The organism is Ramlibacter sp., assembly GCF_036383835.1.
In the GTDB taxonomy this organism is placed as follows: Bacteria; Pseudomonadota; Gammaproteobacteria; order Burkholderiales; family Burkholderiaceae_C; genus Ramlibacter.
This window is the reverse complement of the sequence record NZ_DASVNN010000113.1, coordinates 25,366-44,430: the sequence shown is the minus strand read 5'-3', so window position 1 is coordinate 44,430 and position 19,065 is coordinate 25,366. Positions and strand designations below refer to the sequence as shown.

19 protein-coding genes and 1 tRNA gene are annotated in these 19,065 nt (G+C 69.7%); 9 read left to right on the top strand and 11 right to left on the bottom strand.

Annotation, left to right across the window (positions count from 1 at the left end):
* Positions 1 to 51 precede the first annotated feature (51 nt).
* A complete protein-coding gene (rng, locus tag VF522_RS17940) occupies positions 52 to 1,527 on the top strand; it encodes a ribonuclease G (protein WP_330909666.1) in 1,476 nt (491 codons plus the stop codon).
* Positions 1,528 to 1,610: 83 nt separating this feature from the next.
* On the opposite strand, the gene VF522_RS17935 is transcribed toward rng, so the two are convergent.
* Genes VF522_RS17935 through msbA form a run of 3 tightly spaced genes read right to left on the bottom strand, consistent with a single transcriptional unit; the run spans position 1,611 to position 5,411 of the window.
* On the bottom strand, positions 1,611 to 2,501 hold the full coding sequence (locus VF522_RS17935) for a hypothetical protein (RefSeq protein ID WP_330909665.1): 891 nt from the start codon (positions 2,499 to 2,501) through the stop codon (positions 1,611 to 1,613).
* On the bottom strand, positions 2,494 to 3,612 hold the full coding sequence (locus VF522_RS17930) for a glycosyltransferase family 9 protein (protein ID WP_330909664.1): 1,119 nt from the start codon (positions 3,610 to 3,612) through the stop codon (positions 2,494 to 2,496). The genes VF522_RS17935 and VF522_RS17930 overlap by 8 nt, the downstream gene beginning before the upstream one ends.
* A complete protein-coding gene (gene msbA / locus VF522_RS17925) occupies positions 3,609 to 5,411 on the bottom strand; it encodes a lipid A export permease/ATP-binding protein MsbA (protein WP_330909663.1) in 1,803 nt (600 codons plus the stop codon). The genes VF522_RS17930 and msbA overlap by 4 nt, the downstream gene beginning before the upstream one ends.
* Before the next feature lie 90 nt (positions 5,412 to 5,501).
* Here msbA and VF522_RS17920 point away from each other — a divergent pair, with 90 nt between their 5' ends.
* Positions 5,502 to 6,785 carry an O-antigen ligase family protein gene (locus VF522_RS17920; protein WP_330909662.1) on the top strand — a complete coding sequence of 428 codons (1,284 nt, stop codon included), beginning with the start codon at positions 5,502 to 5,504 and terminating at the stop codon, positions 6,783 to 6,785.
* Here VF522_RS17920 and VF522_RS17915 read toward each other — a convergent pair.
* Positions 6,772 to 7,590 carry a glycosyltransferase family 2 protein gene (locus VF522_RS17915; RefSeq protein WP_330909661.1) on the bottom strand — a complete coding sequence of 273 codons (819 nt, stop codon included), beginning with the start codon at positions 7,588 to 7,590 and terminating at the stop codon, positions 6,772 to 6,774. The genes VF522_RS17920 and VF522_RS17915 overlap by 14 nt on opposite strands.
* A gap of 102 nt (positions 7,591 to 7,692) precedes the next feature.
* Between VF522_RS17915 and VF522_RS17910 the strand changes: the two genes are divergently transcribed.
* From VF522_RS17910 to VF522_RS17880, 7 genes are all read left to right on the top strand, one after another.
* Positions 7,693 to 8,493 (top strand): glycosyltransferase family 2 protein, encoded by an 801-nt coding sequence (locus tag VF522_RS17910; protein WP_330909660.1) that lies wholly within the window; start codon positions 7,693 to 7,695, stop codon positions 8,491 to 8,493.
* Between the two features lie 53 nt (positions 8,494 to 8,546).
* Positions 8,547 to 9,833 (top strand): Tol-Pal system beta propeller repeat protein TolB, encoded by a 1,287-nt coding sequence (gene tolB / locus VF522_RS17905; protein WP_330909659.1) that lies wholly within the window; start codon positions 8,547 to 8,549, stop codon positions 9,831 to 9,833.
* 38 nt (positions 9,834 to 9,871) lie between these two features.
* Positions 9,872 to 10,411 carry a peptidoglycan-associated lipoprotein Pal gene (pal, locus tag VF522_RS17900; protein ID WP_330909658.1) on the top strand — a complete coding sequence of 180 codons (540 nt, stop codon included), beginning with the start codon at positions 9,872 to 9,874 and terminating at the stop codon, positions 10,409 to 10,411.
* On the top strand, positions 10,408 to 11,181 hold the full coding sequence (gene ybgF / locus VF522_RS17895; RefSeq protein ID WP_414709557.1) for a tol-pal system protein YbgF: 774 nt from the start codon (positions 10,408 to 10,410) through the stop codon (positions 11,179 to 11,181). The genes pal and ybgF overlap by 4 nt, the downstream gene beginning before the upstream one ends.
* A 16-nt stretch (positions 11,182 to 11,197) precedes the next feature.
* Entirely contained in the window at positions 11,198 to 11,986 is a 789-nt protein-coding gene (locus VF522_RS17890) for a tRNA threonylcarbamoyladenosine dehydratase (protein WP_330909656.1), read from the top strand.
* A gap of 40 nt (positions 11,987 to 12,026) precedes the next feature.
* Positions 12,027 to 12,102 (top strand) — tRNA-Lys (locus VF522_RS17885).
* A gap of 74 nt (positions 12,103 to 12,176) precedes the next feature.
* A complete protein-coding gene (locus VF522_RS17880) occupies positions 12,177 to 12,578 on the top strand; it encodes a response regulator (RefSeq protein ID WP_330909655.1) in 402 nt (133 codons plus the stop codon).
* 4 nt (positions 12,579 to 12,582) lie between these two features.
* On the opposite strand, the gene VF522_RS17875 is transcribed toward VF522_RS17880, so the two are convergent.
* The 7 genes from VF522_RS17875 to VF522_RS17845 all read right to left on the bottom strand — a co-directional run bounded on the left by VF522_RS17875 (position 12,583) and on the right by VF522_RS17845 (position 19,013).
* Complete coding sequence (locus VF522_RS17875; protein ID WP_330909654.1) at positions 12,583 to 12,837, bottom strand: sulfurtransferase TusA family protein; 255 nt, start codon at positions 12,835 to 12,837, stop codon at positions 12,583 to 12,585.
* Between the two features lie 42 nt (positions 12,838 to 12,879).
* Positions 12,880 to 13,266, bottom strand: a complete 387-nt coding sequence (locus tag VF522_RS17870; protein WP_330909653.1) for a response regulator — start codon at positions 13,264 to 13,266, stop codon at positions 12,880 to 12,882.
* 114 nt (positions 13,267 to 13,380) lie between these two features.
* Complete coding sequence (locus VF522_RS17865) at positions 13,381 to 13,662, bottom strand: SemiSWEET transporter (protein WP_330909652.1); 282 nt, start codon at positions 13,660 to 13,662, stop codon at positions 13,381 to 13,383.
* An 85-nt stretch (positions 13,663 to 13,747) separates the two neighbouring features.
* On the bottom strand, positions 13,748 to 15,739 hold the full coding sequence (locus VF522_RS17860; protein WP_330909651.1) for an ABC-F family ATP-binding cassette domain-containing protein: 1,992 nt from the start codon (positions 15,737 to 15,739) through the stop codon (positions 13,748 to 13,750).
* Positions 15,740 to 15,817: 78 nt separating this feature from the next.
* Entirely contained in the window at positions 15,818 to 16,651 is an 834-nt protein-coding gene (gene prmB / locus VF522_RS17855) for a 50S ribosomal protein L3 N(5)-glutamine methyltransferase (RefSeq protein ID WP_330909676.1), read from the bottom strand.
* Positions 16,652 to 16,674: 23 nt separating this feature from the next.
* The gene (gene dapE / locus VF522_RS17850) at positions 16,675 to 17,823 is read right to left on the bottom strand and encodes a succinyl-diaminopimelate desuccinylase (protein ID WP_330909650.1); all 1,149 of its coding nucleotides are present in this window, start codon (positions 17,821 to 17,823) and stop codon (positions 16,675 to 16,677) included.
* Between the two features lie 29 nt (positions 17,824 to 17,852).
* Complete coding sequence (locus tag VF522_RS17845; protein ID WP_330909649.1) at positions 17,853 to 19,013, bottom strand: PilT/PilU family type 4a pilus ATPase; 1,161 nt, start codon at positions 19,011 to 19,013, stop codon at positions 17,853 to 17,855.
* Positions 19,014 to 19,065: the final 52 nt, after the last annotated feature.

Below are 19,065 nucleotides of genomic sequence, written 5' to 3'. Positions count from 1 at the left end.
GTCTAGCAGGCGCTTCGCGGAGGATGATGCTGAGGTATCCTGTCGTGACAGATGCAGCAGGACATCCTGGTGAACTGGTCCCCGCAGGAGACGCGGGTGGCCATCGTGGAGAACGGCGCCGTGCAGGAATTGCACGTGGAGCGCACGCTGGAGCGTGGGCTGGTGGGCAATATTTACCTCGGCAAGGTCGCGCGGGTGCTTCCGGGCATGCAGTCGGCCTTCATCGATATCGGGCTGGAACGCGCCGCCTTCCTGCACGTGGCCGACGTATGGCAGAGGCAGCCGGACGGCGAGCCGCCGTCGATGGCCCGCAGCGGCCAGGTCCAGGTGCCGATCGAGAAGCAGGTCTTCGAAGGCCAGGCGCTGATGGTGCAGGTGATCAAGGACCCGATCGGCACCAAGGGCGCGCGGCTGTCCACGCAGATCAGCATCGCGGGCCGGCTGCTGGTGTTCCTGCCGCAGGACGACCACCTGGGCGTGTCGCAGAAGATCCCTTCCGAGCAGCGCGACGCCCTGCGTCGCCGGCTCACCAAGCTCGTCGGCGACGCCGGGGGCGGCTTCATCCTGCGCACCAACGGCGAGGACGCGAGCGACGAGGAACTGGCCGAGGACATCGCGTACCTGCGCAAGACCTGGGCGCGCATCCGCGAGGCCGCCACGCGGCTGCCGCCGCCGGCGCTGCTGCACCAGGACCTGAGCCTGCTGCAGCGCGTGCTGCGCGACCTGGTGACCGAGGAGACGCAGACCATCCGCATCGATTCGCAGGAGCAGTACGCGGTGCTGGCGGAGTTCGGGCGCGAGTTCATGCCCAAGGCGGCCGCCAGGCTGCAGCACTACAAGGGCGAGCGGCCGATCTTCGACCTGTACAACGTCGACGAGGAGATCGAGCGCGCCCTCGGGCGGCGGGTGGACCTGAAGTCGGGCGGCTACCTCATCGTGGACCAGACCGAGGCGCTGACGACGATCGACGTGAACACCGGCGGCTACGTCGGCTCGCGCAACTTCGACGACACGATCTTCAAGACCAACCTGGAAGCGGCGCAGGCCATCGCCCGGCAGCTGCGCCTGCGCAACCTGGGCGGCATCATCATCGTCGACTTCATCGACATGCAGCGCGAGGACCACCGCGAGGCGGTGCTGGCGGAGTTCCGCAAGCAGCTGGCGCGCGACCGCGTCAAGACGATGGCCGGCGGCTTCTCGCAGCTGGGGCTGGTGGAGATGACGCGCAAGCGCACGCGCGAGTCGCTGGCGCACCTGCTCTGCGAGCCCTGCCCCTCGTGCCAGGGCAAGGGCACCGTGCGCACGCCGCGCACCGTGGCCTACGACATCCTGCGCGAGATCCTGCGCGAGGCCCGCCAGTTCAACCCGCGCGAATACCGCGTGATCGCCGCGCCGAAGGTGATCGAGCTGTTCCTCGACGAGGAGAGCGCGCACCTGGCGGGGCTGTCCGATTTCATCGGCAAGCCGATCTCCCTGCAAAGCGAGAACGGCATGAGCCAGGAGCAGTACGACATCGTGCTGCTTTGAACGTCGTCGTCTGCCATCGGGGCAGGTCGTCGTAGGGTGGGCAAGCTCCGCTTGCCCACCCTACAAGGATTCGCCGGCAGCAGTCAGAAGACCTCCAGCTCCCGCCACCCCGCCCCGCCGTCGATCGCCTTCTTCATCGACGCGAAGAAGGCGTGCTTCCTCTGGAAGTTGTCGTTGTAGCTGATCCCGCCCATGTGGATCCACGCGCCGTCGATCACTTCGACCTGGCGCGATTCCGCCGCCGCCGGCGGCTGCATGCGCAGGAACTGCTGCGGCGCGAAGCGCAGGTCCGCGCGCGGCAGCACGCTGTACAGGGTGTCCCAGTTGTGCCCGCCGGTGTCCAGCTGGCGCGAGAAGTCGTACAGGAAGTTCAGCGGCTTGCCTTCCGTGTAGGCGAAGCGGTAGAAGCAGTAGCCGGCCCACAGCGACCAGTGGCCCAGGTTGCCCGCGTTCAGCACGCCGTACACCGGCTGGCCGCGCAGGCGTTCGTCCACGTCGACGGGCTCCATCGGGATGAGGTCGTGGTCGAGGAAGCCGAAGATATCCGGCCGCAGCGCACGCACCACGTTGTGGTAGACCCAGGACATCGCCATGCCGTGCGAGCGGTTCACGTGCGCGGTCTGGTAGGGCGGCAGCCCGAAACAGGAGACCTGGTGGTGGTCGCAGACCCGCTGGATCTCCCGCCGGATGCCTTCGTCGCCGGAGTTGTCGAAGACGAGCAGCTCGGTGCCCGGCAGGTAACGCGCGGCCATCTGCAATTGCCAGTCGAGCGACCAGGGCTGGCGGAAGGCGATCACGATCGCGACGCGGCCGCCCTTGAGGTGGTGGTGGCGGGCCAGGAATTCGGCGAGCTGCGGCGGCCGCACGTGCCGGTAGTGCCGCAGCAGCAGGTGGTTGCGGACCTGCCGGAACGCCTGCCCGAAGGGCACGAGGCGCAGCCACTCGCCGGCGCTGAACTGGTGCAGCTTACGCATTCGAGGCGGTTTCCTCGATGCGGGTCACCGGCGGGAGCACGCGCCGCGCCTGCTGCAGCACGCGGTCCGGCGTGATGGCGGGCAGGCAGTCGCTGCGGCTGCCGCGATGGTCTTCGCAGCCGGCGCGTCCGCAAGGCACGCAGTCCTGCGGACCCTGCAGCAGCGTCACGTTGCCCACCTGCTGGATCGCGGCGCGCCGCACGAAGCGCACGGGCTGCGGCGCGCTGGCCGGCCAGGGGGCCCAGCGCTGCGGGTTCGTGGGACCGAACACCGCAATCACCGGCAGTCCGGCGGCCGCCGCGAGATGCGACACCGACGTGTCCGGGCCGATGTACAGCGCGGCGTCCGCGAACAGGCGCACCAGCTGGTTGAAGTCGAGCCGGCCCGAGGTGTCGACCAGCTGCGGGGCCTCGCCAAGACGCCGCAGCGGGGCGATGCACTCCTGGTCGCGGGTGCTGCCGCTGCCGGTGAGGACGACCTGGCGTCCTTCGGCGAGCAGCGCGCGCACCACGGCGTCGTAATGCGCGATCGGCCACTGCTTGTAGTCCCACATGGACGGCGCGTGCACCAGTACGAAACCGGGACGCAGCAGGGCGGCGAGGTCCTCCGGCAAGGGCCGCGCCGGCGGGACGCTCACCGGCGGCACCGCCGCGCCGGCGGGCAGCCAGGGCGCGAGCAGGGCGTGCTTCTCGGCCACCGAGTGCACCTCGCCGCGGTCGCCCGCCGCCACGACGGCGTGGTCCAGGCTCCGCTTCTTCCACCAGTTGCTGCCGCTTTGCTCCGGCACGATGCCGCTGCGGGCGCGGCCGGCGATCCAGCCGAGGATGTGGGCGCGGTCGCCGACGTCGGTCACCAGGGCGAGGTCGTAGCGGCGCCACAGGCGCAGCGCGAGCGCGATGCCGCCGCGCCAGCCGAGGCGGGCCGGGACTTCCTGCAGTTCGTCGGCGTCCGGATTGCCCTTCAGCATGCCCAGCGTGCGTTCGATCCCCAGCACCTCGATGCGGGCGGCCGGCCAGCGTTCCCGGGCGGCGCGCAGCAGCGGCGTCGTCAGCAGGACGTCGCCGATCTGCCGCGAGGTGACCACGAGGACCCGCCGGGGCGACGCGTTCATGACGTCCCGAACTGGAGCGCGTGCAGGCGCGTGTAGATGCCGCCCAGCGCGATCAGCTCGGCGTGGGTGCCGCTTTCCACCAGCCGGCCGTGGTCCAGGACGGCCACGCGGTCCGCGTGTTCGATCGTCGACAGCCGGTGCGCGATGATCACCGTGGTGCGTCCGGCCATCAGGGTGTTCAGCGCTTCCTGCACCAGCCGCTCGGATTCGGTGTCCAGCGCGGAGGTGGCTTCGTCCAGGACCAGGATCGGCGCGTCCTTGTAGAGGGCGCGCGCGATCGCCAGGCGCTGGCGCTGGCCACCGGACAGCTTGGCGGCGTTGTGGCCGATCGGGGTGTCGATGCCCTGCGGCAGCTGCTGCACCAGCGAGGAGAGGTGCGCCGCTTCCAGCGCCCGCTCCACGCGCGCGCGATCGAGTTCGTTGCCCAGGGCCACGTTGCCCGCCAGCGTGTCGTTGAACATCACGACTTCCTGGCTCACCATGGCGAACTGCCGTCGCAGCGCCTGCAGTTCCCATTCGGACAGTGCATGGCCGTCCAGCAGCACCTGCCCGCCCGAGGGCTCCACGAAGCGCGGCAGCAGGTTCGCGAGCGTGGTCTTGCCCGAGCCGGACGGACCCACCAGGGCGAGGATCTCGCCGGGCCGCACTTCCAGCGAAAAGTGGTCCAGTGCCGGGCGGCTCGCGCCCGGGTACGTCACCGTCAGGTTGCGCAGTTCGAGGTGGCCCCGCGCGCGCTCCGCCGGCGCGTAGCTGCCGCCGCTTTCCGGTTGCGTCTTCTCCACCAGGTCGTAGGAACGCTCCAGCGAAGCCAGGGCGCGGGCGATGGGGTTGGCGAGCTCGGACAGGCGCTTCACCGGCGCGATCAGCATCAGCATCGCCGCGACGAAGGCCGCGAACGAGCCCACGGTCATGTCGCCGCCGCTTTGCCACAGCGCGATGCACACCACCACCGACAGCGCGGCCGCCGCCATCATGTGCGTCGTCGGCGTGAGCAGCGCGGAGGCCACGGCCGATTTCATGGCGAGCCGCCGCAGCGACAGGCTCAGCGCGCGGAAGCGGCCGGCCTGCGCGCCCTGCGCGGCGTGCAGGCGCACCATGCGGTTGGCCAGCACGTTCTCTTCCACCGCATACGCGAGTTCGACGGTGGCTTCCTGGCTGCTGCGGGCGAGCCGGTAGAGCCGCCGCGACGCCGTGCGCATCAGCCAGGCCACCGCGGGTGCCATCACCAGGACGATCAACGTCAGCTGCCAGTTGATCCACATCAGGTAGAGCAGCAGGGCGACGACCGCCAGGCTGTCCTTCACCAGGCCGGTGAGGGCGTTCACCAGCATGTTGAAGCCGTTCTGCACCTCGTGCACGATGCTGTTGGACAGCGAACTGGCCGATTCGCGCGTGAACAGGTCCATCCGCGCGTCGAGCAGGCGCCCGAACAGCGCCTGCCGCAGGCTGTACATGCCTTCGTTGGCGATCTTGGCCAGCGCGATGTCGGCGATGAAGCCCGCGGTGCCGCGAATCCCGAACAGCAGGAGGAGGGCGGCGGGCACCAGCCAGGGGTTGAAGTCCGCCTTGAAGCCCTTGTCCAGCAACGGCTTCATCAGCGCCGGAATGGCGGGCTCCGTGGCGGCGCCCACGATGGTGGCCGCAAGCACCACCAGCCACATCCTGCGCACGTGCTCGATGTACGGGAAGATGCGGCGGATGCGCTCGAGGAGAGTGGCGGGCGGAGGGCCGGAGGCGGCGGGTGCTGCGGCCGCCGCGCCGCCGGGAGAGGGGTCAGCCACGGCGGGGGCTGCAGGCATAATCCGGATTCATGCCCGGATTATCCAGCGATTCGCCCAGCGTCCTCCGCGCACGACCCCGGCGCCGCCCGGAACTCCCGATGAGACAGCATGCCAAGGTGGGCTGAACGCCTCGCGCCGTTCGCCACGCTGCTCGCCTGCGCCGCCCCCCTGTTCGTGGTCACCCTCAACGGGTGGAGCAGCGGCGTGCTGTTCGTGGCCAGCCTGCTGGCGATCCTGCTGCTCGCGCGGGGGCGGCTGCCGCCAACCCCCTGGCGTCCGGGGGAGCGGCACTGGCTCGCCGCCTGCGTGCTGGCGTTGCTGCTGCCGGTGCTGTCCGTCGCGGCGGCGGCCTCGTTGCGCGGTGACGCGTATGCCGCACAGTTCGACGCCCCGGCCCGGATGCTGCTCGGCATCCCCCTGCTGCTGCTGATCGCCCGCCGGCGTGTCGATGCCGCCACGCACCTCGCCTGGATCCTGCCGCTGTCGCTGCTGATCACGCTGGCCTGGCACGTCGTCGGCGGCCAGCCCGCGCGCTGGCAGCCGGCACGCATGACGACGAGCTTCGCCGACCCGCTGGTGTTCGGCTACCTGGCCCTGGCGTTCTCGATGATGTGCCTCATGTCCCTGGCGCCGGAGGACTGGCGTCGCGGGCCCGATGCCGGGGTGTTCCTGCGCGTCATCGGCGTGTTGCTCGGGATCTACCTGTCGGTGCGCTCCGGCTCGCGTTCGGGCTGGGCCGCCGTGCCGATCGTGCTGGCGGTCTGGCTGCACCTGGTCTGGGGACGCAGGCACTGGTCCGCCTCGATCGCGGGCTGGGTGCTCGCGGTACTGGCCGCGGTGCTTGCCTACCTCGCCGTGCCCACGGTGCACCAGCGGCTCGGCCTGGGCCTGCACGAGCTCCTCGGCTACTCCTGGCACGGCGTGGCGCCGGACACCTCGGTGGGCATGCGGATCACCTTCCTGCGGATCGCCGCGGACCTCGTGGCGCAGCATCCCTGGGCCGGCATCGGCGACATTCACCGCGCCGCCGCCGGCTTCACCGGTGCGTTCGGGTACGCATCCCCGGAAGCGAGTGCGATGGCCTTCCGGTCCGCGTTCCACAACCAGATCGTCACCAACGCCGTGCGTTCCGGAATCGGCGGCCTGCTGGCCACGACGGCCCTGTTGCTGGTGCCGTTGGCGGCCTGCAGCCGCCGGCTGCTCGCGCAGGGCTACCGGCGCAATGCGGCCATGGGCTTCGCCTTCTTCCTCACGATCCTCGTGAGCAGCCTGTCCACCGAAGTGGTGGACCTGAAGTACCTGGCGAGCTTCTACGCGGCGATGGCGGCGGTGCTGTGCGGCGCGGCGCTGGCCGAGTCGCACCGCGAGGACACGCCGCTCAGCGCCAGCTGAAGGCGCCGTCGCGGCGCTCGCCGTGCAGCGTCATGCCGTGCGCGGCGAGTTCCTGCTCGCGCCAGGCCTGTTCCTGGCGGCGGCGCGCGAAGCGATCCCACTTGCGGCGCAGGGTGGATTTGCCCAGCATGCGATAGTTGTCGCGCGCGCCCAGGCCCTCCTTGGCGGACAGCTTTCGCTCCTGCTTCATCGCACTGACGGTGACGGAGCCGAAATGGTGCAGCCAGGAGTCGCCGACGATCGCCGTCTCGATGCCGGCCTGGTCCAGCGCGTGGAAGAAGAGGGTGTCCTCGAAGCCCCAGAGCCTGGGCATGGCCTGGAAGTAGCCGACGTCGGCCCAGACGCTGCGGTGCACGCACAGGCACACGGCGTGGCGGGCGCCCTCGCGGGCGACGTCCCGCATGCGCGACGAGGCGTCCACGGAGAAACCCTCGAAGTCGTAATCGAGCGCGCCTTCCACCAGCGCGGGGGAGATCACTTTCAGGCCGCGTTTTCCGGCCGCCCCGATCAGGCTTTCGAGCCAGCCGGCCGACACCACCACGTCGTTGTTCATCACGACGGTCCATTCGGACTGGAGGGCGAGCACGCCCTGGTTCCAGGCGACGCCGCAGCCCAGGTTGTCGCGGTTGTAGATGCGTCCACCCAGCGGCAGCGATTCGAGGTAGCCGCGCGTGTCGTCGCGCGAGGCGTTGTCCACCGCCACCACGCGGCCCAGGTCGTAGCCGTGGCGCACCAGGCTGTCCACGCACTGGCGCGTGTAGTCCACCTGGTTGTAGCAGGCAAAAGTGATCGCGTAATCCGGCATCGAAGGTTCCCTGTTGTTCTGGCGCCTCGCAGCGGAGCGTCCGCCGCGGCCCTCCGGCGGCGCGGAAGGGCCTGCCCGGGCCGGCGAGCATAATCCCCGCCCATGCCCGGATTATCCAGTGCCGGCGGGCCCGGCCCGGCCGGCCTCAGTGTCATCGTGATCACGCGCGACGAGGAGGCCAACATCGCGGACTGCCTTGCTTCGGCCGGCTTCGCCGGCGAGCACGTCGTCGTCGATTGCGGCAGCCGCGACCGCACGGTGGAACTCGCGGAAGCCGCCGGGGCGCGTGTCGTGCGCACCCCGGACTGGCCCGGCTTCGGCCCGCAGAAGAACCGCGCGCTGGACCAGGCGACGCAGCCCTGGGTGCTGTCGCTGGACGCCGACGAGCGCGTCACTCCCGAACTGCGCGAGCAGATCCTGGCGGCGATCGCCCGCGGCGAGGGGCCCGACGCCTGGTCGATGCCGCGCCGATCCAGCTTCTGCGGCCAGTACATGGCGCATTCGGGCTGGTACCCGGACCGCGTCGTGCGGCTGTTCCGCCGCGGCTCGGCCCGCTTCTCGGACGACCTCGTGCACGAAAGGCTCGTGGTGCGCGGCGCCACCGGCACCCTGCGCGGCGACCTGCTGCACACCACTTATCCCGACCTCGAAAGCATGCTGGAGAAGCTCAATCGCTATTCCAGCGCCTCCGCCGAGTCAATGTTCGGTAAAGGCCAGCGCAGCTCGCTGGCCGGCGCGATGGGCCGCGGCCTGTGGGCTTTCTTCCGCACCTACATCCTGCGAAGCGGCTGGCGCGACGGGCGGCTGGGCCTGGTCCTGGCGCTGTCGATCGCCGAAGGAACTTATTACAAGTACCTGAAACTCTGGCTCATGGACCGGGCTCCGAGACGGCAGGGGCTTTAACATGCGCCGTCTGCCGCGAGGCGGCACCCCACAACAAGGAGAGACTCCGCAGCATGCATGATCGTGTACTCTGGCGCCGGCGCGAGCTGGCGGCTTTCCTCGGCGCCGCGGCCGCGGGCCCCGCGCTCGCGCAGTTCCGCGTCGAAGTCACCGGCGTCGGCCTGACGCAGCTGCCGATCGCGGTCGCGCCCTTCCGGGGCGAGGCCGAAGCACCGCAGAAGATCGCCGCGATCATCAACGCCGACCTCGAACGCAGCGGCCAGTTCCGCCCGGTCGATGCGGCCGCGGGCGCCGGCCTCGACGAGACCAGCCGCCCCGATCTCGCGCCCTGGCGCCAGAAGAGCGCCGACTCGCTCGCGGTGGGCAGCGTCACGCGCCTGGCCGACGGCCGCTACGACGTGCGCTTCCGGCTGTGGGACGTGGTGCGCACCCAGAGCCTGGCCGCCGACGGCTTCGTGGTGCAGGCCGCCGACCTGCGGCTCGCGGCGCACCGCATCGCCGACATGATCTACGAGAAGCTCACCGGCGACAAAGGCGTGTTTTCCACGCGCATGGCCTACGTGACCAAGGCCGGCCCGCGCTACAACCTGTGGGTGGCCGACGCCGACGGCGAGAACGCGCAGTCCGCGCTGGCGAGCAACGAGCCGATCATCTCGCCGGCGTGGTCCGCCACCGGCCGCCAGCTGGCCTACGTGTCCTTCGAGTCGCGCAAGCCGGTGGTGTACGTGCACGAGATCTCGTCGGGCCAGCGCCGCCTGATCGCCAACTTCCGCGGCTCCAACAGCGCGCCGGCGTGGTCGCCCGACGGCCGCACGCTGGCCGTCACGCTCACCCGCGACGGCGGCTCGCAGCTGTACACGATTTCGTCCGCCGGCGGCGAGCCGCGCCGGCTGACCCAGTCCAGCGGCATCGACACCGAGCCGCTGTACTCGGCCGACGGGCGCAGCATCTTCTTCGTGAGCGACCGCGGCGGCCAGCCGCAGATCTATCGCATGGGGGCCAGCGGCGGCGATGCGCAGCGCGTCACCTTTACGGGGTCTTACAACATTTCGCCGGCCCTCAGCCCCGACGGACGATGGCTGGCCTACATTTCCCGCATCAGTGGGGCCTTCAAGCTGCAGGTGATGGAACTCGCCAGCGGCAACGTGCAGTCGGTCACCGACACGACCGCGGACGAGAGCCCAAGCTTCGCGCCCAACGGCAAGCTCATCATGTATGCCACCCGCCAGGGCGGCAGCGAGGCGCTGATGACCACGACGCTGGACGGCAAGATCAAGACGCGCCTGCCGGGCAGGGGCGGCGACATCCGCGAGCCCGACTGGGGCCCGTTCCAGCGCTGAACCCAAATGCAAGCAGCTATCCCCAGGAGGATTTTGGAATGAAGAAGCGTGTGTTCCTGGCTCTGGCCGTCGCGGCCGCGCTGGCGGGGTGCGCCAGCGGTGTCAAGCTCGACGACGTACCGGTCGAGGACCGTGCGGCCACCAGCGTCGGCCCCGGCACCGGAGGCCCCAACAACGGCGCCAGCAGCCGTGGCGTGCCGGAAGTGCGGGCGGACGAAGCGGGTCGCAACCAGCCCGGCCCGCCGACGACCGTGGCGCGGATCGTCTACTTCGACTACGACAGCTACTCGATCAAGCCGGAGTTCCAGTCGCTGCTCGAGTCGCACGCGCGCTGGCTGCGCGCCAACGGCAGCCGCAACATCGTGATCGAAGGCCACACCGACGAGCGTGGCGGCCGCGAGTACAACCTGGCGCTGGGCCAGCGCCGCTCCGAGGCCGTGCGCCGCGCGCTGGGCGTGCTGGGCGTGCCCGAGGCGCGCATCGAGGCGGTGAGCTTCGGCAAGGAAAAGCCCGCCGCGCCGGGCAGCGACGAGACCGCCTGGTCGCAGAATCGCCGCGCCGAGATCAGCTACCGATGAAAGCCATGAAACGTACCGCGCTGGGATCGGCCCTGCTGGCCGGAATGCTCTTCACCGCCGCGGCGCAGGCCGCGCTGTTCGAGGACGACGAGGCGCGCCGCGCCATCCTCGAGCTGCGCCAGCGCGTCGAGCAGCAGCGGCAAAGCCTCTCCGAGGAACTGAAGCGCGCGAACGACGAGAACGCCACGCTGCGCCGCAGCCTGCTGGAGCTGCAGGGCCAGCTCGAGGCGCTGCGCCAGGACCTGGCGCGGCTGCGCGGCACGGACGAACAGATCACCCGCGACCTCGCCGACGTGCAGCGGCGCCAGCGCGACATCGCGCAGGGCGTCGACGAGCGCCTGCGCAAGTTCGAGCCGGTGCAGGTGACGGTCGACGGCCGCGAGTTCGCCGCCGACCCGCAGGAGCAGCGCGACTTCGAGGCCGCGCTCGCCGCCTTCCGCAAGGGCGACTTCGTCGCCGCGCAGACGGTCTTCGGCGAGTTCGTGCGCAAGTACCCGTCCAGCGGCTACCGGCCCACGGCGCTGTTCTGGCTGGGCAACGCGCAGTACGCCAACCGCGACTACCGCGGCGCCATCGCGAACTTTCGCGCGCTGCTGCAGCAGGCGCCGGACCATCCGCGCGCGCCGGAAGCCGTGCTGTCGATCGCCAACTGCCAGATCGAACTGAAGGACAACGCGAGCGCGCGCCGCACGCTGGACGACCTCGTGAAGGCCTATCCGCAGTCGGAAGCCGCCAGCGCCGCGCGCGAGCGGCTCGCCCGCCTGCGCTGACGCCCCCCGGGAGCGCATGACCCACCTCGACGAGGCCGCGGACCTGCAGCGCCGCTTCGGCGGCCTCGAGCGCCTCTACGGCATGGACGGCGCCGCCGCCATCCGCCGCGCGCATGTCGCGGTGGTCGGCATCGGCGGCGTCGGCTCCTGGGCGGCCGAGGCGCTGGCGCGCAGCGGCGTCGGCGCGCTGACGCTCGTCGACCTGGACCACGTCGCCGAATCCAACATCAACCGCCAGATCCACGCGCTGGAAAGCACGGTGGGCCAGGCCAAGGTGCTGGCGATGCGCGACCGCATCGCGCAGATCCATCCGCGCTGCGCCGTCCACCCGGTGGAGGACTTCGTCGAGCCTGAGAACTGGCCGCAGCTGCTGCCGCCGGGCGTGGATGCGGTGATCGACGCCTGCGACGCACTGAAGGCGAAGACGGCCATGGCCGTGTGGGCGCGCGAACGCAAGGTGCTGTTCATCTCCTGCGGCGCGGCGGGCGGCAAGCGCCTGGCGCACAAGGTCGACGTGGACGACATCGCCCACACCACGCACGACCCGCTGCTGGCGCAGCTGCGCTACCGCCTGCGCAAGTTCCACGGCGCGCCCAGGGAAGGCAAGCGCATCGGCGTTCCCTGCGTGTTCAGCCGCGAGGCGGTGGCGCCGCCGGACCCGTCGTGCGCGATCGAGGGCGACGGCTCGCTCAACTGCCACGGCTACGGATCGGTGGTCAGCGTCACCGCGACTTTCGGCCAATGTGCAGCCGGATGGGTGCTCGATCGCATCGCCGCGAGGAAGACGCAAAAAGTGACGCTATAATCGTGGGCTTTGCTGCTGCACAAACAGCGGCAAATCGGTTGGGACGTTAGCTCAGTTGGTAGAGCAGCGGACTTTTAATCCGTTGGTCACAAGTTCGAATCTTGTACGTCCTACCACCAACACAGAGGGTTTGCCGTCCTTGCGGGCGGCAAACCCTTTTTTCCTGGCGCGCCCTTATCATCCGCGTCCCATGACGAAACGCAGCAACTACAAGGTGCTCGTGGTGGACGACACCGAAGCCGGCCGCTACGCCCTGTCGCGGTTCCTGCGCGCCGAAGGCTTCCAGACCCTCGAAGCCGCCACCGGGGCCGAGGCGCTGGCGCTGGCCGGTGGCGCATCGGCGGTGGTGCTGGACGTGCACCTTCCCGACATCATGGGGGTGGAGGTGTGCCGCCAGCTGCGCGAGCGCCCGGACATGGCGGCGGTGCCCATCGTGCACGTCTCGGCGATCTATGTGACGGGCCATGCGCGGGCGGCCGCCGAGCGCGCCGGGGCCGATGCCTACCTGGTGTCGCCGGTGAATCCGAGGGAGCTGGCGCAGCTCCTGGACAAGCTGATCGACGTACGCGCGGCGCGCGAGCCGGCCGTCTGACGCTTCAGCGGCGGCGCACCAGCAGGTGCACGTAGTCGCTGCCGACCTGCTCCTGCGACAGCAGCTCGTAGCCCGGCACGTGCTTCACGAGCGACTGGAACTCGGCGAGCGTGTGCACTTCGGACGTCAGCACCTTCAGCGACTGGCCCGGCTGCATGCCGCTCAAGGTGCGGTGGGCGCGCAGCACGGACCGGGGCGAACCGAGGCCGCGTGCATCGAGCTCCTGAGCTTCGCGCTCGTCTTTGCTGGGTCTGGACATGGGGCGCAATGGTGGCACAGCGGCGCAGCGCCGGCCATGCCGTCAGGCGGCAGGCGCGAGCCGGCTGGCCTGCTCGTTCATCCAGCGGCTGAACAGCGCGGTGTCCCCCTTGTCGAACACCGCGGAAGCGCCGAGGGACAGGCAGTGGCTGCGCACGCCCGGCGTGGCGAAGCTGCTCAGGACCACCACCTTGCCGGGGTCCTGCCGGCCATTCGCGTGGGACACGACCCCGAAGCCGGAGCCCTGGTTCAGCACCAGGTCCACGATCGCCACGTCCCATTCCCCCTGGTGCTCGTCCAGCCAGAGCCGCGCTTCGGCTTCCGTGTCCGCGGACCCCACGAGCTGGATGCGGCCGATGGACTGGAACAGGTCGGACAGCAGGGTGCGCATGTTGGGGAAATCCTCGACCACGAATACTTTCAATTCCATGTCTCGTCCGCGTACGGCTCGTCTCGTTCGAACTCTGCGGACCATTGTCGTGCACGGACGACGATTCGTACCTCGGCCTTTTTCAAATCCGAACCCGCATTACATCTTCCGTGGTCACCCCGCCGGCGATGCCGGGCTTCGCCTGCCATAGCGCAGGCGCATGACCAGCACCGCGCACGCGAGGACGAGCGTGAGTCCGTTGGCCAGCATCATCGGCACCTCGCCGAGCACGATGCCGTAGGCGAGCCAGACGGCCACGCCCAGCGTGAACACGGCGTACATCTTCAGCGAGATGCCGCTCACGTCCTTGGTGCGGAAGGTGCGCCAGGCCTGCGGGACGAAGGAGAGGCTGGTCAGGGTCGCGGCCGCGTAGCCGAGCATGTCCGAGACTTCCATGGTGCTGCTCTTGTCGTTCTTGGATCTGCACCGATTGGACCCCGGCCGTGCATCACGCCGGATCGTCTGCCGGAGCGAGCCCGTGTCAGCCGGGGGCTATGGCGCCGGCTTCGGCCGCCTCGATCTCGCCGGAGAGCTCCAGCCAGCGCTCTTCCAGCGTTCCAAGTTCTTCCGCCGCTGCCTTCAGGCGGCGGCCCGCGTCCGCGATCTCGGCGGGGGTGAGCACGGTGGCCAGGCGGCCTTCCAGCTGCGCCTTCTCGGTCTCGAGGGCGGCGATGCGGCGCTCGGCCTGCTCCAGTTCCTTCTTCAGCGGCTTCAGACGCGTGGAGAGAAGCTGGCGCTGCTGGGCCTGCAGCTTGCGCTGCTCCTGCGGATTCAGCCGTGGCTCGGCGCCCTGCGGTGCCGCGGCGACGGCATTCGCGGTGGCGACCTGTTCGCGGATGCGGCGCGATTCTTCCAGCAGGTAGCGCTGGTAGTCGTCGAGGTCGCCGTCGAACGGTCCGACGCCGCCGCGGCCGACGAGCCAGAACTCGTCGCACACGGCCCGCAGCAGCGCGCGGTCGTGGCTCACCAGCATCACCGTGCCTTCGAATTCGTTGAGCGCCATCGACAGCGCCTCGCGCGTGGCCAGGTCCAGGTGGTTGGTCGGCTCGTCCAGCAGCAGCAGGTTGGGGCGCTGCCACACGATCATTGCGAGCACGAGTCGCGCCTTCTCGCCGCCGCTCATGGAGCCCACGGCCTGCTGCACCATGTCGCCCGAAAAGAGGAACTGGCCCAGGTAGTTGCGCAGGTCCTGTTCGCGGTCGGACTGGCCGGTGGCGGCCGCGAGTTCCCGCGCGAGGCGCACCATGTGCTCCAGCGGCGTGTCCTGCGGCCGCAGCACGTCGAGTTCCTGCTGCGCGAAGTAGCCGATCGCGAGGCCCTTGCCTTCGGTGACGCGCCCGGCGAGCGGCGGCATGGTGCGCGCGATCGTCTTGACCAGCGTGGACTTGCCCTGGCCGTTGGCGCCCAGGATGCCGATGCGCTGGCCGGCCAGGACGGAGCGGTTGACGTTGCCCAGGATCTGCGTGGGACTCCCTGCGCCTCCAGGGGAGGGTTGGGGTGGGGGCGCATAGCCGAAGGCGCCGTCCTGGATCGCCAGCATCGGGTTCGGCAGGTTCTGCGGCTCCTTGAACTCGAAGGTGAATTCGGCGGCGGCCAGCACCGGCGCGATCTTCTCCATGCGCTCCAGGGCCTTGACGCGGCTTTGCGCCTGCTTGGCCTTGGTGGCCTTGGCCTTGAAGCGGTCGATGAACTTCTGCAGGTGCGCGATCTTGTCCTGCTGGCGCGAGAAGGCGGCCTGCTGCTGCTCCAGCTGCTGGGCGCGCAGCAACTCGAAGGAGCTGTAGTTGCCGCCGTAGCGCGCGAGCTGCTGGTGGTCGATGTGCAGCGTCACGTCGGTCACCGCGTCGAGGAACTCGCGGTCGTGGCTGATCACCACCAGCGTGCCGGCGTAGCGCTGCAGCCAGCCTTCCAGCCACACCAGGGCGTCGAGGTCCAGGTGGTTGGTCGGTTCGTCCAGCAGCAGCAGCTCCGACGGGCACATCAGCGCGCGCGCCAGCTGCAGGCGCATGCGCCAGCCGCCGGAGAAGCTGGACACCGGCTTGTCCAGTTCGTCGGGGCGGAAGCCCAGGCCGAGGATCAGGGCCTGCGCCCGCGGCGCGGCGTCGTGCGCGCCGGCGTCGGCCAGGTCGGAATGCGCGTGGGCGATGGCGATGCCGTCGCCGCTGGCCTCGGCGCCCGCGAGTTCCTCGCGCAGCGTGACGAGGCGCGTGTCGCCATCCAGCACGAAGGCGGTGGCGGGTTCGTCGGTCTCGGGCATGTCCTGCGCGACCTGCGCCAGGCGCCATTGCGCGGGCACCGAGAAGTCGCCGGCGTCCTCGTGCAGGCTGCCGTTGAGGAGGGCGAAGAGGGTGGACTTGCCGGCGCCGTTGCGGCCCACGAGGCCGACCTTCTCGCCGGGGTTGATGGTGACGGAGACGCCGTCGAGGAGGACCTTGGCGCCACGGCGAAGCGTGACGTTGCGAAGTTGGATCACGGGAGGGATTTTCGCATTGGGGCGGTGGTGCCCCGGAGGTAGGCTGGGGTGGAACCCCAGCGCCGGGGTTGCCCCAGCCTACAGGAGATCGTCGCGCGTCAGCAGCAGCACCTGGTCGCCCCCCGCACTCGTCTCCAGCCACACCGCTTCGAGCTGCGGAAACGCGCGCTCGAAGTGCTCGCGCTCGTTGCCGATCTCCAGGACCAGCACGCCCTGCTCGTCCAGGCGAGAAGGCGCATCGCGCAGCAGCGCCCGCACGAAATCCATGCCATCGGCGCCGCCCGCCAGCGCGAGCTCCGGCTCGGCGCGGTATTCGGCCGGCAGCTGCGCCATGCTCGCTGCGTTGACGTACGGCGGATTGCACAGGATCAGGTCGTACGGGCCGGGCAGGGCGGCCAGGCCATCGGAGGGCACGAGGCGGATGCGGTCCTGCAAGCCATGCTTGTCGACGTTGATCCGCGCGACCTCGAGCGCCTCGGGCGAAAGATCCGCGGCATCGACCTGCACGTCGGGATAGGCCATCGCCGCGAGCACCGCCAGGCTGCCGTTGCCCGTGCACAGGTCCAGCACGCGGTGCGTGCGCTCCGACAGCCAGGCATCGAAGCCGCCGTCGGCGATCAGTTCCGCGATGAAGCTGCGCGGCACGATCGCGCGCTCGTCGACGTAGAAGGGCACGCCCTGCAGCCAGGCCTCGCGCGTCAGGTAGGCGGCGGGCTTGCGGGTGGCGATGCGTTCTTCCACCAGCGCGCGAACGCCGGCGGCTTCCGCATCGGACAGTTCGCGCTCCGCGTGTTCGTCGAGCGCGTCCAGCGGCAGCCCCAGCTTCCACAACACCAGCCACGCGGCCTCGTCGAAGGCGTTGGTCGTGCCGTGGCCGAAGCCCACGCCGGCGGCGTCCATGCGGGCGGCCATTTCCTCCAATAGCGCGATCAGCTTCACGACTGCCGGTCCAGGTGCTCCAGCGTGCGGCGGTAGATGTTCTTCAGCGGCTCGAGGTCCGCCACGCGCACGTGTTCGTCGATCTTGTGGATGCTGGCGTTGATCGGGCCGAACTCGATCACCTGCGGGCAGATGCGCGAGATGAAGCGGCCGTCGCTGGTGCCGCCGGTGGTGGAGAGTTCGGTGGTCAAGCCGGTCTCCTCGCGGATCGCCGCCTGCACCGCACCCACCAGTTCGCCAGGCGTGGTGAGGAAGGGCTGGCCGCCCACCGTCCACGCGAGCTGGTAATCGAGGCCGTGGCGGTCGAGCACCTCGTGCACGCGCTTCTGCAGCGCTTCGGCCGTGCTCACGCTGGCGAAGCGGAAATTGAAGTCGATCACCACCGAGCCGGGAATGATGTTGCCCGCGCCGGTGCCGCCGTGGATGTTGGAGATCTGGAAGCTGGTCGGCGGGAAGAACGCGTTGCCGCGGTCCCACTCGGTCTTCGCCAGTTCGTCGAGCGCCGGCATCGCCATGTGGATCGGGTTCCTGCCCAGTTGCGGATAGGCGATGTGTGCCTGGATGCCCTTGACGGTGAGCTTGCCCGAAAGGCTGCCGCGGCGGCCGTTCTTGATCATGTCGCCCAGGCGCTCCACCGAAGTCGGTTCGCCGACGATGCAGAAGTCCAGCTTCTCGCCGCGCGCTTCGAGCTGGCGGCAGACCACCACGGTGCCGTCGACGCTGGGGCCTTCCTCGTCGCTCGTGAGCAGCAGCGCGATCCCGAGCTTCGGATTCGGGTTCGCCGCGAGGAACTCCTCCGCCGCCACCGTGAAGGCGGCGATCGAGGTCTTCATGTCCGCCGCGCCGCGGCCGTACAGGTTGCCGTCGCGGTGGCTGGGCACGAAGGGATCGCTGCTCCACTGTTCCAGCGGGCCGGTGGGCACGACGTCGGTATGGCCGGCGAAGACCAGCGTGCGGCCCGAGGTGCCGGCACGCTTGGCCCAGAGGTTGGTCACGCGGAAATCGGCGGGGCCGCTGACGATGGTCTCGCAGCGGAAACCCTGCGCCTGCAGGCGCAGGGCGAGGATGGGCTGGCACTGCCCGTCTTCGGGCGTGACCGAGCGCTGCGCGATCAGCTGCTCGGCCAGGTGGAGCGTCTTGGACATGGGCCCGTAGTGTAGGGCCCGCGCCCCGGTCAGCCGTGCTTCACGTCCAGCGTGATCTCGGTGAAGGACGGCTGGTCGTCGAGGTCCGCCTCGCTGTCGCCGTCGTTGCCTTCCGCCTGTGCCACGGCGTGGGCGCTGTTCTGCAGGCGCCACTGCAGGTTGGTCGGCGAGTCGGAGTAGGCCAGGCCTTCCTTCTTGTCGACGATGCCGTCCATGATCAGGCGGGCGATGTCCATCTCGAAGGTCTGCGAGCCCTCGGCCATGGACTTTTCCATGGCCTCCTTGACGCCGGAGAAGTCGCCTTTCTCGATCAGCTCGGACACCAGCTTGGTGTTGAGCATGATCTCCACCGCCGGCGCGCGGCCGCCGGACACCGTGCGCAGCAGGCGCTGCGACACGACTGCCTTCATGGCCGCGGCCAGGTCGCCCAGCATGGTGGGGCGCACTTCCACGGGGTAGAAGGACAAGATCCGGTTCAGCGCCTGGTAGCTGTTGTTGGCGTGCATGGTCGCCAGGCACAGGTGGCCCGACTGCGCATACGCGATGGCGGCGGACATGGTCTCGCGGTCGCGGATTTCGCCGATCAGGATCACGTCGGGCGCCTGCCGCAGCGCGTTCTTCAGCGCCGTCTGCAGCGACTGCGTGTCGCTGCCCACCTCGCGCTGGTTCACCACGGACTTCTTGTTCTTGAAGATGAACTCCACCGGGTCCTCGATCGTGAGGATGTGGCCGGTGGTGCTCTCGTTGCGGTGGTCCATCATCGCCGCGAGCGTCGTGCTCTTGCCGGCGCCGGTGGAGCCCACCATCAGCAGCAGGCCGCGCTTTTCCATGATCAGGTCGGCCAGGATCATCGGAACCTGCAGCGTCGACAGCGGCGGGATCTCGGTGGCGATGTAGCGGATCACCGCCGCGATGGAGCCGCGCTGGCGCATCGCCGAGAAGCGGAAGTTGCCCGCGCCCTCGACCTGGTGCGCCATGTTCAGCTCGCCGCTGGCGTCGAGCTCCTCCATGCGGTGCGCGGGGAGCACTTCCGCGAGCAGGGCGCGCGGGGCATCGGAAGGCAGCAGCTGGTTGTTGATCGGCAGCGTCTGGCCGTTGATCTTGATCATCGCCGGCGCCTGGGCCGACAAGTAGACGTCCGATGCCCGCTTCTCGGACATCAGGCGCAGGATCCGCTCCATCGTTCCCATCGACAACTCCTCTTTTGTTCGTCATCCCCGCGCAGGCGGGGATCCAGGGCGC

What these genes read in the sequence shown, in the direction of transcription:
- rng (WP_330909666.1), top strand. Translation starts at nt 52, where the DNA reads ATGCAGCAGGACATCCTGGTGAACTGGTCCCCGCAGGAGACGCGGGTG.
- VF522_RS17935 (WP_330909665.1), bottom strand. Translation starts at nt 2,501, where the DNA reads ATGCGTAAGCTGCACCAGTTCAGCGCCGGCGAGTGGCTGCGCCTCGTG.
- VF522_RS17930 (WP_330909664.1), bottom strand. Translation starts at nt 3,612, where the DNA reads ATGAACGCGTCGCCCCGGCGGGTCCTCGTGGTCACCTCGCGGCAGATC.
- msbA (WP_330909663.1), bottom strand. Translation starts at nt 5,411, where the DNA reads ATGCCTGCAGCCCCCGCCGTGGCTGACCCCTCTCCCGGCGGCGCGGCG.
- VF522_RS17920 (WP_330909662.1), top strand. Translation starts at nt 5,502, where the DNA reads ATGCCAAGGTGGGCTGAACGCCTCGCGCCGTTCGCCACGCTGCTCGCC.
- VF522_RS17915 (WP_330909661.1), bottom strand. Translation starts at nt 7,590, where the DNA reads ATGCCGGATTACGCGATCACTTTTGCCTGCTACAACCAGGTGGACTAC.
- VF522_RS17910 (WP_330909660.1), top strand. Translation starts at nt 7,693, where the DNA reads ATGCCCGGATTATCCAGTGCCGGCGGGCCCGGCCCGGCCGGCCTCAGT.
- tolB (WP_330909659.1), top strand. Translation starts at nt 8,547, where the DNA reads ATGCATGATCGTGTACTCTGGCGCCGGCGCGAGCTGGCGGCTTTCCTC.
- pal (WP_330909658.1), top strand. Translation starts at nt 9,872, where the DNA reads ATGAAGAAGCGTGTGTTCCTGGCTCTGGCCGTCGCGGCCGCGCTGGCG.
- ybgF (WP_414709557.1), top strand. Translation starts at nt 10,408, where the DNA reads ATGAAAGCCATGAAACGTACCGCGCTGGGATCGGCCCTGCTGGCCGGA.
- VF522_RS17890 (WP_330909656.1), top strand. Translation starts at nt 11,198, where the DNA reads ATGACCCACCTCGACGAGGCCGCGGACCTGCAGCGCCGCTTCGGCGGC.
- VF522_RS17880 (WP_330909655.1), top strand. Translation starts at nt 12,177, where the DNA reads ATGACGAAACGCAGCAACTACAAGGTGCTCGTGGTGGACGACACCGAA.
- VF522_RS17875 (WP_330909654.1), bottom strand. Translation starts at nt 12,837, where the DNA reads ATGTCCAGACCCAGCAAAGACGAGCGCGAAGCTCAGGAGCTCGATGCA.
- VF522_RS17870 (WP_330909653.1), bottom strand. Translation starts at nt 13,266, where the DNA reads ATGGAATTGAAAGTATTCGTGGTCGAGGATTTCCCCAACATGCGCACC.
- VF522_RS17865 (WP_330909652.1), bottom strand. Translation starts at nt 13,662, where the DNA reads ATGGAAGTCTCGGACATGCTCGGCTACGCGGCCGCGACCCTGACCAGC.
- prmB (WP_330909676.1), bottom strand. Translation starts at nt 16,651, where the DNA reads ATGGCCGCCCGCATGGACGCCGCCGGCGTGGGCTTCGGCCACGGCACG.
- dapE (WP_330909650.1), bottom strand. Translation starts at nt 17,823, where the DNA reads ATGTCCAAGACGCTCCACCTGGCCGAGCAGCTGATCGCGCAGCGCTCG.
- VF522_RS17845 (WP_330909649.1), bottom strand. Translation starts at nt 19,013, where the DNA reads ATGGGAACGATGGAGCGGATCCTGCGCCTGATGTCCGAGAAGCGGGCA.